This is a genomic window from Catenovulum agarivorans YM01, assembly GCF_000281085.1.
Classification (GTDB): domain Bacteria; phylum Pseudomonadota; class Gammaproteobacteria; order Enterobacterales; family Alteromonadaceae; genus Catenovulum; species Catenovulum agarivorans.
In genome coordinates this window covers 263,867-280,816 of the sequence record NZ_JH767525.1, presented here as the reverse complement: position 1 = coordinate 280,816, position 16,950 = coordinate 263,867, and the positions used below count along the sequence as shown (strand labels likewise).

At 39.9% G+C, this 16,950-nt stretch carries 15 protein-coding genes and 1 tRNA gene; 11 read left to right on the top strand and 5 right to left on the bottom strand.

The annotated features are described in order from the left end of the window. Genes WSC_RS0108615 through pspF form a run of 5 tightly spaced genes read right to left on the bottom strand, consistent with a single transcriptional unit; the run spans window position 1 to window position 5,514 of the window. Complete coding sequence (locus tag WSC_RS0108615; RefSeq protein WP_016955523.1) at window positions 1-984, bottom strand: oligopeptide/dipeptide ABC transporter ATP-binding protein; 984 nt, start codon at window positions 982-984, stop codon at window positions 1-3. Continuing rightward, window positions 984-1,874 carry an ABC transporter permease subunit gene (locus WSC_RS0108610; RefSeq protein WP_016955522.1) on the bottom strand — a complete coding sequence of 297 codons (891 nt, stop codon included), beginning with the start codon at window positions 1,872-1,874 and terminating at the stop codon, window positions 984-986. Before WSC_RS0108610 ends, WSC_RS0108615 begins: the two co-directional genes overlap by 1 nt. Further along, window positions 1,867-2,892: an ABC transporter permease gene (locus tag WSC_RS0108605; protein ID WP_016955521.1), complete on the bottom strand. Its 1,026-nt coding sequence runs from the start codon at window positions 2,890-2,892 to the stop codon at window positions 1,867-1,869. The genes WSC_RS0108610 and WSC_RS0108605 overlap by 8 nt, the downstream gene beginning before the upstream one ends. Then, window positions 2,892-4,505 carry an ABC transporter substrate-binding protein gene (locus WSC_RS0108600; protein ID WP_026016748.1) on the bottom strand — a complete coding sequence of 538 codons (1,614 nt, stop codon included), beginning with the start codon at window positions 4,503-4,505 and terminating at the stop codon, window positions 2,892-2,894. The genes WSC_RS0108605 and WSC_RS0108600 overlap by 1 nt, the downstream gene beginning before the upstream one ends. Further along, on the bottom strand, window positions 4,495-5,514 hold the full coding sequence (pspF, locus tag WSC_RS0108595; RefSeq protein WP_016955519.1) for a phage shock protein operon transcriptional activator: 1,020 nt from the start codon (window positions 5,512-5,514) through the stop codon (window positions 4,495-4,497). The genes WSC_RS0108600 and pspF overlap by 11 nt, the downstream gene beginning before the upstream one ends. A gap of 231 nt (window positions 5,515-5,745) precedes the next feature. On the opposite strand from pspF, the gene pspA reads away from it, so the two are divergent. The 11 genes from pspA (at window position 5,746) to WSC_RS0108535 (ending at window position 15,600) form a co-directional block, all read left to right on the top strand. Continuing rightward, window positions 5,746-6,417, top strand: coding sequence for a phage shock protein PspA (gene pspA, locus WSC_RS0108590; protein WP_016955518.1), 672 nt, complete (start codon window positions 5,746-5,748; stop codon window positions 6,415-6,417). 12 nt (window positions 6,418-6,429) lie between these two features. Then, on the top strand, window positions 6,430-6,663 hold the full coding sequence (gene pspB / locus WSC_RS0108585; protein ID WP_016955517.1) for an envelope stress response membrane protein PspB: 234 nt from the start codon (window positions 6,430-6,432) through the stop codon (window positions 6,661-6,663). After that, complete coding sequence (pspC, locus tag WSC_RS0108580; RefSeq protein WP_016955516.1) at window positions 6,663-7,070, top strand: envelope stress response membrane protein PspC; 408 nt, start codon at window positions 6,663-6,665, stop codon at window positions 7,068-7,070. Before pspB ends, pspC begins: the two co-directional genes overlap by 1 nt. A gap of 45 nt (window positions 7,071-7,115) precedes the next feature. Continuing rightward, window positions 7,116-7,466: a 4a-hydroxytetrahydrobiopterin dehydratase gene (locus tag WSC_RS0108575; protein WP_016955515.1), complete on the top strand. Its 351-nt coding sequence runs from the start codon at window positions 7,116-7,118 to the stop codon at window positions 7,464-7,466. Window positions 7,467-7,508: 42 nt separating this feature from the next. Then, window positions 7,509-8,573: a quinolinate synthase NadA gene (nadA, locus tag WSC_RS0108570; protein ID WP_016955514.1), complete on the top strand. Its 1,065-nt coding sequence runs from the start codon at window positions 7,509-7,511 to the stop codon at window positions 8,571-8,573. 120 nt (window positions 8,574-8,693) lie between these two features. Then, window positions 8,694-8,784, top strand: a tRNA-Ser gene (locus WSC_RS0108565). A gap of 165 nt (window positions 8,785-8,949) precedes the next feature. After that, on the top strand, window positions 8,950-10,197 hold the full coding sequence (locus tag WSC_RS0108560; protein ID WP_016955513.1) for an integrase domain-containing protein: 1,248 nt from the start codon (window positions 8,950-8,952) through the stop codon (window positions 10,195-10,197). Beyond that, window positions 10,190-11,257, top strand: a complete 1,068-nt coding sequence (locus WSC_RS0108555; protein WP_016955512.1) for a hypothetical protein — start codon at window positions 10,190-10,192, stop codon at window positions 11,255-11,257. Before WSC_RS0108560 ends, WSC_RS0108555 begins: the two co-directional genes overlap by 8 nt. A gap of 94 nt (window positions 11,258-11,351) precedes the next feature. After that, a complete protein-coding gene (locus tag WSC_RS22280) occupies window positions 11,352-11,648 on the top strand; it encodes a helix-turn-helix transcriptional regulator (protein WP_016955511.1) in 297 nt (98 codons plus the stop codon). An 8-nt stretch (window positions 11,649-11,656) separates the two neighbouring features. Continuing rightward, window positions 11,657-12,397 carry a hypothetical protein gene (locus WSC_RS0108545; RefSeq protein ID WP_016955510.1) on the top strand — a complete coding sequence of 247 codons (741 nt, stop codon included), beginning with the start codon at window positions 11,657-11,659 and terminating at the stop codon, window positions 12,395-12,397. 320 nt (window positions 12,398-12,717) lie between these two features. Then, a complete protein-coding gene (locus WSC_RS0108535; RefSeq protein WP_016955508.1) occupies window positions 12,718-15,600 on the top strand; it encodes a DUF927 domain-containing protein in 2,883 nt (960 codons plus the stop codon). Window positions 15,601-16,950: the final 1,350 nt, after the last annotated feature.

The following is a 16,950-nucleotide window of genomic DNA, read 5'->3' as shown; positions in this document are numbered from 1 at the left end:
CTACTCAATATTTATCGGGTAATGGCAACTAAACACATGGCCTTTAAGTTTTATGCTTTTGGGGGTCACCACACACTCTTTTTGCGCGCGTAAGCAGCGTGGCCCTAGTCGACAGCCAATAGGTAAATGCTGCAAAGGTGGTGTTGAGCCGGGTAGTGCTTGTAAACGGGATTTAGGGGTTAAGTTGCCCCCTAATCTAGGCACAGTATTAAACAACACCTCAGTGTATGGATGAAAAGGTCGACGAATTAAATCTTTAGTTGCTGCAGATTCAACACTCTGACCACTGTACAAAATAGTTATGTCGTCAGCAAACTGGGTAACAGCATCTAAATCATGGGTGATTAATAACACAGACATGTCTTTGCTTTCATTCAATTTGTGCAATAAACGCAGTATTTGAATTTTGGTTGTGCTTTCCATCGCATCTGTTGGTTCATCTGCAACCAGCAATTTGGGGTTGCGTGAAATGGCCATGGCGATCATGACTTTTTGGCATAAACCTTCTGACAATTCGTGTGGATAGCTATCAAAACATTGTTGATATCGTTTGATCCCAACTCGTTTGAGCAGTTGATGAATATATTCAATCCGTAGTCTGCGTCTTTGCCAAAATGAACCTTTGCATTCGCTGGCAGGTACAACTTCGCTTAATTGTTCACCTATGGTTGCGGTCGGATCTAAACAATGCCCAGGCTCTTGGAAAATCATTGCTATATCTTTATGGATTATCTGATCACGTTGTTCAGTAGACAATTTCAGCAAATCTTGCCCACGCCAAAACATACGATCAGCTTTGACTTCCCATTTGTCTGATAAGGTTGCGGTTAATGCACGCGCAAATAACGACTTACCAGAGCCAGATTCACCAACTAACCCATGAATAGTGCCATCACGCATAGATAAACTCATTTTATCAATAGCGTTCACCTTGACGTTGTCTGATTTTAACGACACGGTTAGGTTTCTAACATCTAATAGCATTATTCGCTCCGTTGTTTTAACGCGTTGCGCAAACCATGCCCAACTGCGTTAACCGACAACAAACATAAAAACATGGTAATCCCCGGCAACATAGTTAACCACGAAGCTCGGTAAATTAAGTCAATACTGGCAACTAACATAGCGCCCCATTCTGGTGAACCTTGCTGTGCACCTAGACCCAAAAAACCGAGCGCTGCTATATCTAACATAGCTGCCGATACCGCGAATGTATACTGCAAAATAATACTTTCGACTATATTTGGGAAAATTGAACGAAATAAGATTTGCCAATTATTCGCCCCATCTAATCGCGCCGCTGTAACATATTCTTTTTTAAGTTCTGCTTGAATTGCTTGGCGGGTGCGGTGCACAAATAAAGGAATTAACACCAAAAATATTGCCCAAATGGTATTGGGTAATCCTGGCCCCAATACAGCAACAATCACTATGGCTAACAGTAAAGATGGAATCGACAGAATGGTGTCGAGTAAATGATTGAATATACTTGCTCTTACGCCTTTGCTCATACCAGCTAAAGCACCTAGTGCAGTGCCCACTAACATTGCAGCTAGCGCGGTTAATAAACTAAGGCCAAAGGTAATTTGGCAACCGTATACTAGCCTAGAGAAGACATCTCGACCTAAATCATCTGTGCCTAAAATAAATCTGACATCACCGGCACTACTCCAAGACGGTGGCAATAATACATCTTGAGAATGTTGTTCTAATGGGGCATATGGCGTGATAATAGGTGCTAGAATGGCCAAGGCGACAAAAAACAATACGATACAAAAACTAATCCAAGACACATGATCGGATTTAAATTTACCCCAAGCCAACATATATGGACCTGGGTGTGCCACTTCATTGTAAATATCATGACTAGCCATTTAATTCTTTCCTTACCAAAGGATTGACCAAGGTATGAATGATATCTGCCAACACGTTGATTAAAATCATAAATGACGAAACCAATAACAAAGATGCCTGAATAACAGGATAATCTCGTTGATAAATTGCTTCCAATAACCAATGGCCAATGCCCGGCCATGAGAAAATAATCTCAGTTATCATAGTGCTTGTCATCAAGGTATTAAACAACAAACCAAACTGCGGAATAATAGGTAACAGCGCATTACGCAATACATGACGTCGGACAATTTGATATAAACTGATGCCTTTGGTACGTGCAGCTTTGATGTATTGGCTATCCATAACGCTAATTACGTTGGTACGCATCATGCCAATTAATAAGGTTGTCGGTAGTGTTGCGAGTGTGACGGTTGGTAAAATCAAATGTCGCAGCGCATCTTGATAGATAGGCCACTTGTTATCGAAGTCGCTTAATGCAATGTCTATCAATAATACGCCACTAATATATGGAATATCATAAAGCAAGTTGAGTCGGCCAGAAATGGGTAACCAAGCAAGGTTGAGTGAAAAGACCAAAATAAACAGTAAACCCAACCAGAAAATTGGGATTGAGTTAGCTATAGCTGAAGCTGAGAAGATTATTTTATCAATCAATGAATTGCGTTTAACACCAGCCCAAAGGCCTAAAGGTAAACCCACTAACATAGTAACGACCAAAGCGTAAAAACTCAGCTCGGCCGACGCTGGAAAAATTCGGACAAAGTCTCTAATGACTTCACTTTGCGAAGTAAATGACAAACCAAAGTCACCAGAGAATACGCGGTCGAGATAGGCTAGATATTGCATAAAATAAGAGTCGTCTAACGCAAGAACTTGGCGGATGTCGGCATACTCTTCGTAAGTTAAACTTTGTTGTCCGGTAAAGTTTATAACAGGATCGCCAGGGAATAAGTGACCCAAAGAAAAAGACAGCAAGCTCAATAAAAATAATGTCGTTATTAACAAGTTGAGGCGTTTAACTAAATAAATAAACATTAAAACTTCTCCGCATGTTTAAACGATATAGCTGAATACGGTTGAAATTTTACATTGACGACATTGTCTTGTTTAGCCAAAAAGCTGAGAGAATGAGCAATCGGTACAACTGGCATTTCTTGTGATAACAAACTTTGTGCTTGCATTAAATTATCTTTGCGGCGGCTATAATCAGTTGCCGCGGCTGCGTTTGCCAATAAATTATCAAAATAAGGGTTACACCAAGCAGCTCTGTTGCTGCCAATAACGGCAGCAGCGCAGCTCAAGGTCGGGATCAAATAATTGTCTGGTGTGGCCATATCAGGTGTCCAGCCAATAAGCACAGAATCATGCGCATAATCCATCAGTTTTTTGCGCAATGTACTCCATTCAAACTCAACAATTTCAACTGCTATACCAACTTCGGCTAAGTTGGCTTTAATTAACTCGGCCATTTTTAAAGAATTAGGATTATATTCACGCTCAATTTGTGCGCTCCAAATTTGCATTTTAAAGCCTTCAGCTATACCAGCTGCTCTTAATTCTCTTTTGGCTTGTTCTGGGTTGTAGTTAATTGCTGGGATATTCGAATTATAAGCCCACGAGCTTGGTGGCAATAAAGAGTTAGCTGGAAAAGCCATACCATAATAAATGGTTTTATAAATGGTTTGACGGTCTAATGCTTTGGCTAACGCACGCCTAACTTCACTTTTGTTAAATGGTGGTTTTAAGGTATTAAATGCCCAAAATGCAATGTTATCAGCACTTTTTGACTGCAAGGTAATACCCGGCCTGTCTTGTAATACCTCCATCTCACTTGCTACTGGATGAGCGACCACATCACACTCGCCGGTAATGAGTTTTGCTAAGCGGTTAGAACTTTGTGGGGTGATATCGTAAACCAAGTGGTCAATCTTGGCTTTACCTTGCCAATAGTCAGGATGAGCTTTGTAGCGAATGTATTCATCTTTAACAAAGTCTTCGAAATAAAAGGGGCCTGTGCCAATAGGGTAGTTATCTAGTAGGTTGTTTGCATCTTGTAAATCGAGTTTGGCGGCGTATTCAGCCGACAAAATAATCATATAATCTGTGGCAAGTTGTGACAAAAAATCTGTATTGGCTTGGTTTAGCTTAAAGCGAACATGATGCGACGAAACTTTTTCGATATCATCAATCAGCAATTCAAGCTGATAACTTTGCATATGTGGATAGCTGTCGGCACTGGCAAAAAATGGATGTGTATTTAAACGCCAGCGGTTAAACGTAAACAAAACATCATCCGCGTTTAATTCTCGACTCGGGATAAAGTAGCGGGTTTGATGAAATTTAACCCCTTGGCGTAAAAAAATATCAATGGTTTTTCCGTCATCACTCACTTGCCAAGATTCAGCGAGAGCTGGGGCCAATTGATCAGACGAAACACTTTTTTCAATTAAACGGTCGTAAATTTGATGAACGCTGGCGTCTAAGGTAATACGTGACGTAGTGGTTTGTGGATTAAAGTTTTCGGGGTTACCTTCAGAGCAATAGATAAGACCATTTTTCAGTCTATCATCCTGTATTTGTTCGCACCCGCTACAAAACATTGTTAAAACACTAGAGATTAACCAAAGTTTGGTTAAGTTATTCATCATTTCGAAGTGTTTCCAGTAATTGATATTTTTTTAAATAACCGCGCAATTGGTGATAACTGACTTCTAATAAATCTGCGGCTTTTCTTTGATTAAATCGCGCTTCTTGTAATGCCGATTTTATCAGATTAATTTCATATTCTGCAGTTTTGTCTTTAAAGTTAACTGGAAAATTTACACTCGCTTGCACACTTGCAGGTAATTTCGCGTTGGCTGCTGGCTGTGTCAGTGGGCGATAGGGCGATTTAAACGGATCAAAAACAATATGGTCGAGTGTTTTATCAAAAGAGTCGTTGCGGTAAACACTGCGCTCAACCACATTTTTTAATTCCCGAATATTTCCTGGCCACGGATAATCCAACAAAGCGATGCGCGCTGCTTTGCTAAAACCGGGAAAATGTGAGTGACTAAGCTCTTGTGCCATATTTACGGCAAAATGTTCAGCCAAGAGTAAAATATCTTCTTTGCGCTCTCTTAGTGGTGGAATAGTAATTACATCAAAAGCTAAGCGGTCTAACAAATCAGCTCTGAATTTACCTTGTTCGGCTAAACTGGGTAAATCTTCATTGGTTGCGGCAATTAACCTAACGTCGGTTTTATTGGTTTGGCTACCACCAACGCGTTCAAATTCACCGTATTCAATCACTCTCAAGAGTTTTTCTTGCACCATAAGTGAAGAATTAGCTAACTCGTCTAAAAATAAACTACCACCATGAGCGCGTTCAAAACGGCCTGCATGTTTTTTGTTTGCGCCGGTAAAAGCCCCTGATTCGTGGCCAAATAACTCACTTTCTAATAAATTTTCGTTTATCGCAGCACAATTGAGTTTTAAAAACTCGCCGTCCCAACGTGATGACAAATAGTGCAAGCGCTCAGCCACTAGCTCTTTACCTGTACCACGTTCACCGATAACCAATACAGGTTTGTTTAATGGCGCGAGTTGGGATATTTGCTCAATCATGGCTAAAAAGGCATTTGACTGGCCAATCAGGTTTTGTTGAACTTTTGCCATAGTGTTGGTCTATTTCCTCAACTTTTGGTGTAATTGATTATGTTCCTAAAGTAGTGAAATTACTAGAATTAAATAAAGTTAATATAGATCAATGGCTTGATGTTTTGGCATGATGTTTGTTTATATAAACTCAAATCTTGAGGGAATTGAGGTTTAGGTAGGGGAATCGGAAAGGGAATTGAATATTTTACAATGTATTATCGGATACAACCGAAATTAGAGAGGTTATTTATGGGTATTTTTTCAAGATTTGCCGATATTGTTAATTCAAATATCAATGCTTTGTTAGATAAAGCTGAAGATCCTGCCAAAATGGTTCGTTTAATCATTCAAGAAATGGAAGATACTTTAGTTGAGGTACGTTCTAACTCAGCAAAGGTTTTAGCGGATAAAAAAGATTTAGCCCGCCGTTTACAACGTTTGCAGTTGCAACAACAAGAATGGCAAGAAAAAGCTGAGTTAGCCATTAGCAAAGATAGAGAAGATCTGGCTCGTGCCGCATTGTTAGAGAAAAAGCGTATCTCAGATCAAGAAGCGCTAATGGCTTCAGAAGTTGCATTGTTGGATGAGCAGTTAAATAAATTACAGTCTGAAATACAGCAACTGCAAGATAAGTTAACCGACGCTAAAGCACGTCAAAAAGCATTAATTATGAAACACGAAACTGTTAGTGCACGTGTTAGTGTTAAACGTCAACTGGATGCTGAAAAGGTGCGCAACTCGTTAGACAGATTTGACGCTTATGAACGCAAAATAGGTGACATTGAAGCTGAAGCCGATAGTTACGATTTGGCTGGCAAAAATCTTAAAGCTGAATTCGATGACTTAGTTGCACAAGAAGCTTTAGACGATGAATTAGCGCAATTAAAAGCAAAAGTGAAATCTAAACAAGATCAAGAGTAAGGAATTTTTGTCATGAAAGAAATTGTCGCGTTGCTGGTAACCCCTATCATTTTATTCATGATATTTGTTGCGCCAATTTGGCTAATTTTAAGTTACCGCAGCAAGAAACAAATGAACCAAGGACTGACCGAACGCGAACAAACTCAGTTGATAGAGTTGTCTCGAACTGCTGAGCGCATGGCCGATAGGATTGAAGTTTTAGAAAAAATCTTAGATGTTGAGTCACCAAATTGGAGGCAAAAATAATGAAATCGGAAGATAGAAAGTTAACTCGCGATGTTGCTAATGGTCGAATCGCCGGTGTATGCGCGGGTATCGCAAAGTATTTTTCGTTAGAAACTTGGGTTGTCAGATTAATTACCTTTGGCGCATTAATTTTTTCATTTAGCTTTATATTGTTTGTCTATATTGCTGCTTGGTTAATATTAGAGAGAAATGACAAGGTAAAGTCTGGACGCGTGTACGATACTAGTACACGCGACAACTACCATTTTGATATTAAACAAAATGTTTGGCAGGCCGGACAACCGCCAAAACAGGTACTCGCTCATTTGGGGGATGTTTTTGACCGTTTGGAGCAAAGGGTTCGCCGGTTAGAAAAATATGCTACAAGCGAGCGCTACAGGGTAGAAAGGGAAATTAATAAGCTATAATTAAATACCCAAACCGCTTGTTTAATATTTACATAAGGAATGATCATGGCCAATTTAACCGAACAAAGCTGCGAAGCGTGTCGTGTAGGCGCCCCTTTGGCAACAACTGAAGAAATTGCTCAGTGGTTGCCACAATTAACCGATTGGCAAATCGTTAATGTGGATAGTATTGACAGGTTAACTCGAACTTATCAGTTTAATAATTTTGTTAATGCATTAGCCTTTACTAATAAGGTTGGGGAGCTGGCCGAATCAATGGGCCATCACCCAGCGTTATTAACCGAGTGGGGGCGAGTGACTGTCAGCTGGTGGACGCATAAGATCAAAGGCTTACATAAAAATGATTTTATTTGCGCTGCGAAAACAGATGCAATATACCCAAGCTTGAGCAAATAGCGTATAATTCGCGATAGTTTTTATACAATTTTATCAAGTCACATGTCGCAAATTGAATTAAATGCAGGATATGAGTTCAACTTTCCTGCAAAACCAACTCCTTTATCTATTGAAGAAAAAGCGCAGTACAAAGAGCGCATTAAAAAGCTTTTAGCTGAAAAAGACGCTGTGTTAGTTGCGCATTATTATACTGATCCTGAAATTCAAGCTCTGGCTGAAGAAACGGGCGGTTGTGTTTCTGACTCACTAGAAATGGCTCGTTTTGGTCGTGATCATCCTGCAAAAACCTTAATTGTTGCAGGGGTAAAATTTATGGGTGAAACCGCAAAAATTTTATCGCCAGAAAAACGTGTATTTATGCCAACGTTAGAAGCTACTTGCTCATTAGACTTAGGCTGCCCAGAGAAAGAATTCACCGAGTTTTGTGATGCACATCCAGACCATACTGTTGTTGTTTATGCAAATACTTCAGCTGCGGTTAAAGCGCGTGCGGATTGGGTGGTAACCTCGTCAATTGCTTTAGAAATTGTTGAGCATTTAGATGCTGAAGGCCACAAAATTATTTGGGGGCCAGATAAACACTTAGGTTCGTACATAGAGCAAAAAACCGGCGCTGAAATGCTTAAGTGGAATGGCGCATGTATCGTCCATGACGAATTTAAAGCTAAACACCTGCGTGAAATTAAATCTATGTATCCACAAGCTGCTGTGTTAGTTCACCCTGAATCACCAGCTTCAGTTATTGAACTTGCAGATGCAGTTGGCTCAACCAGCCAATTGATTCAAGCTAGCCAAACCATGGAAAACGAAATGTTTATCGTGGCAACTGACAAAGGCATTTTTTATAAAATGCAGCAGTTAGCACCACATAAAACATTTATTGAAGCACCAACTGGTGGCAATGGTGCAACTTGCCGTAGCTGTGCGCATTGCCCTTGGATGGCGATGAATGGTTTAGTCGCAATTGAAAATGCGTTGATCGCAGACGACTTATCAGAGCACGAAATTTTTGTCGATGACAGTTTACGTGAGCGTGCGTTAGTACCACTTGATAGAATGCTTAATTTTGCTGCCGAACTTAAAATGAAAGTAAAAGGTAACGCATAATCGGCATAGTTAGCTGATTAAATAAGCAAACAAAACGAATAACTGTTATTTGTTTTAATCAAGACTTGCTAAAGTGGGCTGATTTCCATATTATGCAGCCCGCTTTAACAAAAGCTCTGCGGTGAGGTGGCTGAGCGGCTGAAAGCGCACGACTGGAACTCGTGTATACGTTAATCGCGTATCGAGGGTTCAAATCCCTCCCTCACCGCCATTTCTCCTTTTTAAGTAGTCCGAAATAATCCGTTTAAGCTACTAAAATCGGGTGTTATAGCTCGGTTTGCTGTCCTAAGCAGTTCTATTCAATCTTGCCAAATCTAAGATTTTAAGTAACACTCTATGTAACACTGACCAATGTTACTAAATCTGGTGTTACATCATGCCGAAACAAGTTAAGCCTTTAACCAATACAGAGATAAGCAAAGCTAAAGCCAAAGATAAGGAATACAACCTATCTGATGGTGACGGTTTAAGTTTAAGAATCAAGCCGAACGGCTCTAAGCTTTGGCTATTTAACTTTATTAGTCCTGAATCTGGCAAACGCTCTAATTTGAGTTTTGGTTTATATCCAGATGTATCTTTGCAGGCTGCTAGGCAACAGCGTTTGGAAGCAAGAGCATTGCTAGCTAGCGATATTTGCCCAAAAGCACACAAAGAACTTCAAAAACAAGAAACTGAAAGCTACAAGCGCACCACGTTGGTAAAAGTCGCTGAAAGCTGGATGAATTTAAAAAAGAACCAAGTAACTGCACATCATGCCGAAGATATTTGGCGATCATTAGACAACCATGTATTTTCAAAAATGGGTGATACGCCCATAAAATCTATACAGGCGAAAAAAGTAATTGATGTATTAACCCCGTTAGCAAACAGAAACAAACTAGAAACGGTTAAGAGAGTTTGCCAAAGGCTTAACGAGGTAATGGTATTTGCTGTTAACACTGGTCTAATTGAGCATAATTGTTTAGCTGGTATTCGTGCGGCTTTTAATAACCCTGATAAAAAGAACATGCCCGCTTTGCCACCTGAAGAACTGCCTGAATTTATGCGAGCTTTAAATATTGCTCGTATTAAATTAACTACCAGGTGTTTGATTGAATGGCAACTTCATACCATGACTAGGCCGAGCGAGGCCGCTGGAGCTCGCTGGGACGAATTAAATTTGGATGAAAAAATATGGCTGATTCCAGCCGAAAGAATGAAAAAAAGGCGTGATCATATTATCCCTTTAACCGAGCAAACTTTAGCTATGGTTGAATTTTTAAAACCAATTACAGGTACTAGCCCATTTCTATTCCCTGCAGATAGAGACCACTTTAAACCAGCCAGCACACAGACAGCCAATAAAGCAATAGAGCGTATGGGATTTAAAGGCCGATTGGTTGCACATGGTATGAGGTCTATCGCTAGTACAGTATTAAACTCACATGGTTTTGATTTTGATGTAATAGAGGCCGCTTTAGCTCATGTGGATAAAAACACAGTAAGAAGGGCATACAACAGAGCTGATTATTTAGAACGTAGGCGGGTGTTAATGGCTTGGTGGTCTGAATATATTGTTAAGGCTTCAACAGGGCATTTCACCCAAAGTACAGAGCGAAAAGCGTTAAGGGCTGTAAATGGATAATAAAGATCAGGAAATTGAAGCAGCTTTTGAGGCCATAAAACTTAGACCATACAAGAATGATTGGATTGGTTTCGAAGAATTTTGCCAACCAAATTCTGGATATATAAATTCAGAAATAAATTTTTTTCATATATGGGATACGGGAAACTATTTAGGTGGAAATGAAGACCTTTACCAAATTTATCAATTCAGTGCTGATAGTATTAACCCTTCAGTTTATGAATGTTGCAAATATAACATAGAGTTATATAACGCCGTTTTAAAGCACAAAATAGAAGTCGAATATCGATACTACATACAAGAAAAGAAACAAGCTTATATAGAAAAAGGATTATGTTTTACTAATTATTGCGAAATAAATAGCAATAGAATAATGAAAGGTGCATTTTGGTATTTTGACAAGCCTGGGTTTAGCGTAACAGACGATACTTTAACGACAATCGACAGGCGGTTTTTCGATTATAGTAGAGATGAAACCAAGGCGGATTTGGGCTATGCCGAACTAAAAATCCCTAAAAAGATTCCTTTTTTATTAACAGTCAATCCCCTCGAAAGCTTTTTTCCTGAAAACAAGAAAGGCAATAAATCAATAAAAGAAGCATTAAGATATCACAATTTGGCCTTAAGTTATTTTCAGTTGGCGTCAGTTTATCAAACGTGGGTACTACTCTTTAAATTTGCAGGCCGATTACTCCCAGAAGAAAGTCGGCAAGTAAACTATTTAAAGATGCAGCTCTGGAATAAGGATAAAAAAATTGCCTTGTTGGAAGCTAGAAATCTAATGGACAGAATGGATCATGCGTTATCTAGGTTTTACACCACCAGTAAACTAAGCAAAGAGACAACTACCACCCCTCAAGAAATTGAGGATATTAATTACCAGCTTGTCGTAAAAACAATAAACAGGTACTTGTCAGACCGAAATAAAGCAACATCAATTGATGACCTAAAGAAACAATTAAGAGGGGCAAATACGATCTTAATTAAAAATACGGGTTTAAGTGAAAATACCGTAAGGAAGCACAAAAAACGATGGTTGGCTGAACAGCAACTAAATTAAACCGCAGTAAGGATACCCTATTGCGGTATTCTAATTTTAACCTTTAAAGCGTCAATCCGACTGAATCCATTAGTTATATATAGGACGCTTTAAAATGACCAAACCAGATACCATTCAATTTATCCGAAAAAATGAAGTTTTAGCCCGTTTCGGCTATACCAATTCAACCTTATACGACCGAATAAAAAACAAACTTATGCCTGGCTCCATTAATTTAGGCGGTAATGCCGTGGGCTGGCTAAAGCATCAAGTGGACGCGGTTGCCGCTGCTATTGTCGAGGGAAAATCAAACGATGAAATAAAGGTCATTGTGGCCGAGCTACAGGCAGACCGTAAAAACGCCAGTAAGTGGCTAGAACGTTCATCTACCGAAACTAACCAAGCGGCATAGGTGACGACATGAATAAAAAAACAGACACCCAGCTAATGCCGAATGCCTGCACAAGACCTAACAACGAGTCTAACCTTTTAAGCGAGGTACAATCAACTGCCCACCCGTTAAAATCGTTTATTGAAGGTTTTGAGGATGCTAACAAGGTACCAAAATTAAACCTTTATAATGCGTTTAATACTTTTGATTATTTAGTGGGGTTACTAGAAGACAGTATTAAAAAAATTGAATTGGGGTTAAGTACGCCTGCCATCAATGAAAAAATGCCCTTAGACACCAAAAATAAAATTAAAAAGGGGCTGGAGCAACTAACACACGCTGTAGCAATTGTTGAAGTTAAAACAAATGACTATGAACAAGCGTATATGGTTTACAAGCAGAACCCAATCACATCGATTGATGACCTAATAAAAGCTAGCCAGCAAACACCCAGTTTATCTATTGACTATTTTATGGGAGATTGCTTTCACAACCGAGGATGCAACCTAAGTACCTTTTTTAGCGGATTAAAACCAACGGATAGCTTAAACTTAGAAGCTTTAGCGAATAGCTACTCGGCAACCCAAGCATTTTTATATTTAATTGAAACCGCACATTCTAGCTTGTTGCATGTATTGCCTAACATGAGTAAATACTACGACACTTTTCGAGTGCTTCAATTACTTTCTGATTGGGCAACTTTGCAAGCTTACACCTGTGAACAAATGGTTGATACGGTTAGATTGTTAGGGGGCGAATACTATGAATAATTGCTCAAAAGCCGTATTTCTAGCCTTATTAATACGGGGCGAATTCATTGATAGAGACGATGCCAGCTTAATTGGAATAACCAATTTAAAAAGCTTAGTTGAGACATTTAGAAGGGAATACAACTTAACATTCGAGTTTAAGACTAGATTAAAACCAATCTACAACACGTTTAGGTTTTTAACTGCCTATGGTTTAAAGCGTTCAGTGTCAAATATAAGGCAAGCAGAATACATTTTGCTTCACGGTTTTAGATACCGACCCGCAGCTTAAATACAATTCATCAAGTACAAAATAAACCTAAGATTAGGGCGGCATTCCTATGCAAAAATTAAACTTTAAAGCAGTGAATGACACTGCACTAACAAGGGCTGAACAGGTATCAGCTCACTTTGCCCCTAATGGAACTCGGCAAGGTCACGAATGGATAGCACTGAACCCAACGCGAGCAGATAATAAGAAAGGCAGTTTCTCAATTAACTTAAATACAGGTGTTTGGTGTGATTTTTCTACCAATGACAAAGGCGGAGATTTCATTGATCTAGTAGCCTACATTGAAAACATCGGCAAAGGTGCCGCATGTAAACGCCTCGCTGAATTCCTTGGTATTGCTAGTTCGGCTGGTGGTTCAAATACCCACAATCAAACTAAACAATCCAGCAAAACAAATTTACCAACTTTTATTCCTGTCCAGCCACCTGCAGGCGTCGCAAAAGATTGCCCGACTAAACACTATAAGAATGGTGAACCCTCAAATATATGGAACTACACAAACGTCAAAGGTGATTTGGTTATTCGTGTAATGCGCTTTGATTCACCAGACGGAACAAAGACCTATAGGCCGTTAGCATATGGTTCTAAAAGTGGTAAGGCACCCCGCTGGCATTGGCAACAATTGCCCGAAAATCGCCCTTTATACAACCTACCAGCCGTTAGCAGTAAATGTGACAATGTTGTATTGGTAGAGGGGGAGAAGGCCGCAGATGCTGCTAAAACCTTATTTGATGACCACGTAGTTAGTACATGGTCTGGTGCAGTAAAAGCAGTTGGTAAAACTGATTTTAGTCCACTGGCAGGTAAGCATGTTGTGTTCTGGCCAGATAATGACGAAGCAGGGCAAGAGGTGATCGCTAAGCTCAAGCCAATATTGGAAGCAGTTAAGGTTAAATCATTTAATCTAGTCAACCTGGAATTTTTCAACAAGTACAAGCCTACTGATAAAGGGCTAGCTGCTGGTGGAAATTGGCCGAAAAAAGCTGATGCTTATGAAGCGGTAAAGATAGGTTTTACTGCTAAACATATTAGCTACGCAATAAAGCAAGGGCTATTCATCCAACCAGAAGAAAAAGCCCTTGAACAGACGGTTGATAGTGTTCAGCCCGAATGGATGCCACAAGGTTTCAAGATTGATGAAGAAGGTTTGTATGCGTTTGACCAACAAGCGGATAGATACCGTTACATATCAAAGCCTATCCATGTATTGGCGTTATCAAAAAACGCAAGCGGGGACGGTTTAAACTGGGGAACGCTGGTGGCATTTAATGATTTTGACCAACAAACTAAACAATGGAATATTCCAAATAAGCTATTTAACGACAATGGCGGTCAAGCCATATTGAAAGAATTGTTAGACCGAGGTTTTGAGTTTGAACCAAGGCGCAACAGTAAAAAGCTTGTTTTAGAGTATTTAGAAGCGAGTAAACCACCTAAGCGTATTAACTTAACTCAATCGCGCGGGTGGCATGATAACTACAAAGCTTTTGTACTACACGACCGAGTTTTGGGTGACAACAAAGCAAACCTTATGTTTTATAGCGAGCGACCATTTAAAACCGATCTGAGTAGCAAAGGTTCTTTAGAAGAATGGCGAGAGTATGTCAGTAAACCTTGTGTTGGTAATCCGTTTTTAATATTTTCGGTCAGTCTTGCCCTTGCTGCGCCATTAGTGGAATTAATGGGATTCGAAACCATGGGTTTTCATTTATTCGGTGATTCGAGTTTGGGTAAGTCAACATCGTTAAATGTTGGAAATTCAGTTTATGGCGATCCTAAGACGTATGGCCGAACATTTAGAGGAACAGACAACGGCCTAGAGCTATTAGCCGCAGACCGAAACAGCTTATTTTTAACACTGGATGAAATACACGAAGCAGACCCAAATCAATTAGGCGGCATTGTTTATATGCTTGGCAACGGACAAGAAAAAACACGTGCTCAAGCTTATGGGGCTGGCTCTAGCGACATTAGAAAATGGCACCTTGCTTTTTTATCAAGTGGTGAACATACCCTAGCGCAACGCTTAGCGGAAATCGGTAAAAAGGCAACAGGCGGACAGGCTCAAAGGCTAATTGAATTACACGCATGTTTGCACGAAGATGAAATCATAAAAAAGAAAATGGGCTCACTAAATAACTTACATGGGTATGATCACGGCTCTAAATTAGCTGAGTATCTAAGCGAGCAAACACGACATTACCATGGCTGCGCATTCCCTGCGTTTGTTGAAGCTTTGCTGGCGTATGACGTAACAAAAGCCAAGCAATTTATAGAGAATGTTATTGAAGGTTTTACCGTCACTGTGCTGTCTGAAAAAGCATCGGGGCAGGCAAAGCGAGCCGCTAAAAAATTCGCGCTGGTGGCGGCTGCGGGGCTTCTAGCTGTAGAGCTAAAAATAACAGCTTGGCACCAAGACCATGTATTAGAAGCACTAGATACCTTATTTACTCACTGGTTAAATGCCCGAGGTGGGGAAGGCAATATTGAAGTTATTGAAATAATTAAACATATCCGTTTGCAATTTGAGTTGCACGGTGAAGGCCGCTTTACTCGCTGGGACGAAGTTAAAAGCCTGTCAGACGAACAAAGCACGGTAATAGATACGCATGTACCACGCACACCTGAGCAATGGGGCTTTAAACGTGGGCTGGTGGAGAAAAGCACTTTAGACGGTGACACTTTGGCGTTTGAATATTATGTGCATCCGACTGTATTTGAACAAGTAGTATGCCGAGGTTATGACTACAAGCGGGTGGCAAGGTTACTAAAAGATATTGGCGCATTAGTTTTGACAGAAAGTGAACAGAAAGAAGGCCGGCTTAAAACTAAAGCTCGAATACCAGGTTCGGGTAAAAAACGTGTGCATATATACAGAATAGACGGGACACAGCTATTTGATGACGAAGAGCTCACAAAAATAGCCGCCTAACCCACGCCCAACCTTCAAGTTATTAGCGCGTACAGTGCTAAAATGGTGCAATTTGTCCCCAGTAAATTGAGTTTGTCCCCAGTCTAAAACCCAGTGTTTTTAAAACTGGGGACAGAATAAAACCAAATAAAAACAGTTGTTTAACTTGTTTTGTCCCCAGTGTCCCCAGTGTCCCCAGTAAAAAACAAAGGGGGTCTAAGTTTTACTAAAAATCAATACAAGTTTTCTAGGACGAATTGCAGAGGAAAGCAGGCGTTCAGGCTATATGGGGCAAGGTCTGACGAGGTACAGAGTGGGGTAATAGGCACTTGAAAAACTTGTAATAATGAATATTTATTCTAAAAAAAGTTTTTAGTTTTGGCAGTTATACAAATTTACTTGGGGCGGCGGTACTAGGCCAAAAGGCTATAGAGATTTGATCCCCCCTATAGGGTATTAGTTAAAATGGTTTTATTTAGGCTATTCTGCCTAAGTTACTGATATTAATTATTATTATAACCCCCTCTAGCTAATTATCAGGTGAGTTTTCGTGCGAGGCGCTTACCCGTGTATCGATAGATATGGGGAAGAACCTAGTATATGGGGGTATACAGTACCTATACTGTATAAATGGAAAGGTATATTTATTCAATATACTGCATAACTACGCGTTTAAACCTTACCTATCTGGTAGTCATGGCTGGACACAGCCGCTTAGCAAGCTGACAAAAGGGGGGGGGGGGTTGTAACTTGAAAACTTGTGTGAATTAATAGTCTAGTTTAAGGGATAGCCTCATTTTTACTGGGGACAGTGGGGACACTGGGGACAACATTACTTAATTGTTTGTTTTAACTAAACTTTATTGTGTCCCCAGTTTTAAAAACACTGGGTTTTCGACTGGGGACAAACTTGATTTACTGGGGACAAATTACTGTTATTGGTACTATTTTTAACCAAATTAACATTACACGTTCGATTTTAGGTCAACCAAAAACACGAGTTTTATATAAGTTTTTGTTCAGGATTAAAGGCTTTAGCGCATCATTATAGAGCCACCAGCCAAGCAAACTGGGTTCCTTACCACCTAAGCAGCTATTTGCATAAACATTCAGAGAAAAAGGCGCAGCTTAAAGATCAGCACCGATTTGTGTAAACCATTTAACAAAATGATGACCATCGTGGATTAGCATCGATTTGTATCAACCGTTTAAGAAAACAATGACCATCGTGGATTGGCAAAGATTTGTGTAAACCGTTTAACAAATTGACGGGCACCGTGGATTAGCATCGATTTGTATCAACCGTTTAAGAAAACAATGACCATCGTGGATTGGCAAAGATTTGTGTAAACCGTTTAACAAATTGACGGG